Raw genomic sequence first — 2,277 nt, 5'->3', positions numbered from 1 at the left:
TGTGCGGTCCGTACCAGTGATGTAGCGCATACTAGTAAGTTACGAAATACCACCGGCGAATACACATCAGAGTTATGCACCTATGTGCAAAATAGCGTGTAGTTTTTAGACAGTCTGACGTCCAAAGCATTTGCGAAGGCATGATAATAGAATTACTTCAGCTCACTTTTGCTCTGTGGTTGAACAATGGTCTATTGTCGAAAGTTAGCACTTCAGCCATGCTTTTGCAAATGCTGTGTTAGGCGAATTTAACGATGCTGTCCGAGTTCCGTATTTAATCCTACCGATTTAAAAAACTTCTTTAGCGGATCGTAATAAAAGAAGGTCGCTGACAAGTCTTTGGATGCAACTGAACTGCCGCAGGAAAAACAGATGTGTATGTAAGACAGATCCCCTTTCTTATACAATAACAGGGCGTGATGCGGGTCAAAACAACCACCTTCTACTGGAGGTGCTGTAATCGGTTGGCTAATGACTTTCAAAAGATTCTTCCGCTGCTCGAACGTAAGCTGCTTCCTTTGCAGTAGAATCGATTTGTTAAGCGTTCCATTACAGAAAAGCCCACATCGATCTCCTTTTATGCTGTCAGGTGGCAAATTTATTCTCTCCCAGATGGATATGTGACTTATCACAACTATAGAATCCGCTTGTTTAAATTTTTGTAGAATTGATTTCGGTGTTTGACTCAAAAGAGAAGAAAAAACTGAACATAAGACTATTATAAAAAAGGACTGTTTCATTAGTTTCGCCTAACGTAGAAAGTGTTTCTGAAGCAGCGGTATTCTGCGTTACTTCAGTCTCAACCTTGTTCCGATTTTTAATAAAGATATGTCGTCGAGCCCTTGCTGGCAAGCCGCTGTTTTAGAAACACCATGTTGTGCGTTCGCTTTGTTCACATGAGTGTTGGCTTTTTATCTAAAACGGTAATAATTACTTTCGGCGGTGTGCCTCTCAGTTTCGGGTTTACCCAAGAAGTGTCGTTGCCAAAATTGGTCAACAGCATCTTTGCATCTGCGCTGTCAATGGGTTTAGTAACAGAATACTGGATAAAAACCCACCTGTTGTTGCCTAAATCTATTGGTTGTTCAGCAATCACTTTCCCACTGTCTGAAATGGCTTTTATTATGTACTTGCCTTTTGGCAATGAAATATGAGACGTATAGGCTAAATCGGGCACTACACCAGAGTATTTGATTGTGTCGTTGAAAACAGTTTTGCCTGCAAGGGTAACTCTGATGTCAACTGGCTTACTGTCCCTGCTTGTATTACTAATAAAAAAATAAGCAGTTGGCTGAAACCACTTACAGCTTGTCAACAGAGGAGTGAAAAGCAACAGACTAAGGTGTCTTGGTAATTGCACGAGCAGAGGGTTTATAAAGTGACGCACAACGGATTAGCGCTTGCCGATGTACCAGCATTTGTAATTCGTCAGCTTAAATTTATTGATAAAGTTGAATATCGTTCATTTGTTCAGCACTTGTTGTTCAGTCGGTATATTGGCAAGCGCCTGTTATAGGCTGGCCTGGTCCAGTTCCACCATGAAGTTTGCCATTCGCATACCTTGTCCATAAATTCTGTTTTTGTCCATCCTTGCAGTAGCCGGCCAGACATAGCCATAATCTCCACCTGTTTTGTTTAACCAATCAAAAGGAATGATGCTGATGTTATTATTGTTAATAACAACAATTACAAAGCGTTCATAGTAGTCCTGCTGGTAAGTCAGATCTTCTTTCCTGACAAATGTCACAAAGTTCCTAATGTCAAGAGCAGTTGCAAGTTCATTATGGCCGATTTTGAATTTCAACAGGTCTATTCTTTCGTTAAGTTGCTTCTGCGTGGTTGTTGTGTCGTCCAGTTGGACTTGGGTAATGTCAAGCAGGTCATAATCGGTCTTCCAGTAGAATAGCTTGTTACCTTGGACCATAAGGGTTGCCCCGAACGGAATAGATAACAAAACGTCGTGTGAACCCTTCTTTGTAACTAAAAGTTTGTCGGGCATTTCTGTCTTACTGTCGTTCGTCACAAAAGCAGCCAAGCCAAATGGCTTAACTTCTTTGTTGAAGTCGTCCAGTTGAAAAAAGTAAGGAAAGTAATATTGGGTTGGCGTCATTTGTCTCCTGAATTAGAAACGCTGCTTGATTTAGGCTTGCCTATAACGGACAGGGCTTATCGAAGTACAGGTATTCATTGTTACTTCTGTTTAGCCTCTGTTCGTCTGTAAAATAAATATTTATTGTTGATGGCCTATTCTATCCCCTGTATTTTGATAAGCTCATG

Annotated in this window: 2 protein-coding genes; both read right to left on the bottom strand. The window is 40.8% G+C overall.

The genetic code is table 11. The features are described from left to right. Positions 1 to 892: 892 nt before the first annotated feature. A complete protein-coding gene (locus D6024_RS26285) occupies positions 893 to 1,360 on the bottom strand; it encodes a hypothetical protein (protein ID WP_121357795.1) in 468 nt (155 codons plus the stop codon). A gap of 150 nt (positions 1,361 to 1,510) precedes the next feature. Further along, positions 1,511 to 2,110 (bottom strand): hypothetical protein, encoded by a 600-nt coding sequence (locus D6024_RS26280; RefSeq protein WP_121357794.1) that lies wholly within the window; start codon positions 2,108 to 2,110, stop codon positions 1,511 to 1,513. Between the last annotated feature and the right edge of the window lie 167 nt (positions 2,111 to 2,277).

Source organism: Flavisolibacter nicotianae, assembly GCF_003628535.1.
Lineage (GTDB): Bacteria > Bacteroidota > Bacteroidia > Chitinophagales > Chitinophagaceae > Flavisolibacter > Flavisolibacter nicotianae.
The sequence above is the reverse complement of the archived record's forward strand: the minus strand, read 5'-3'. Positions and strand labels throughout refer to the sequence as shown.

Coding starts and splice junctions, on each gene's coding strand:
- D6024_RS26280 (WP_121357794.1), bottom strand. CDS start 2,110: ATGACGCCAACCCAATATTACTTTCCTTACTTTTTTCAACTGGACGAC.